Annotated in this window: 1 pseudogene; it reads right to left on the bottom strand. The window is 37.4% G+C overall.

Features of this window, described 5'->3' with window-relative positions:
- A pseudogene (gene tet(O) / locus IAG03_RS14165) lies at window positions 1-511 on the bottom strand (tetracycline resistance ribosomal protection protein Tet(O)); the annotation flags it as partial.

Consider the following 511-nt stretch of genomic DNA (forward strand, 5'->3'; position numbering starts at 1 on the left):
GCTTTTCTAAGCGGTCTTTCCATATATATAACAGTAGGCTCTTTTATTTCTGCCTCCACATGATATTTTTCCTCAAGGATGGCACAAATGACTTCCATCTGCACTTTCCCCAAAAAAGAAAGTATAATCTCATGCGTTGTAGTATCCACATAATATTTTAAAAGAGGGTCGCCATCTGAAATTTCTGTAAGTGCCCCAAGCAATATTTCCCGCTGTTCAGATTTCTTTACTGCAATCGTTGTTTGGAGCATAGGGAGAGGATTTTCAATAAATTTTCTCTGCGGCAACAGTATTCCGTTCCCCAAAATACTGTTTAGCTGCAAAACATCATTTGGTAAAATTACAATATCACCAGAGCAGGCTGTATCGGATGAATATAATTCACCGTTTGTCGGAACACACATCTCTGTGATTTTTATTTTCTCTTTTTCAGATATTCTAATAACATCCCTCAAATGCAATGTTCCGCTATATATACGCACATAAACAAAACGCCGCCTTTTCTCTGAAT

This window comes from Yeguia hominis (genome assembly GCF_014384705.1).
Lineage (GTDB): Bacteria > Bacillota > Clostridia > Oscillospirales > Acutalibacteraceae > Yeguia > Yeguia hominis.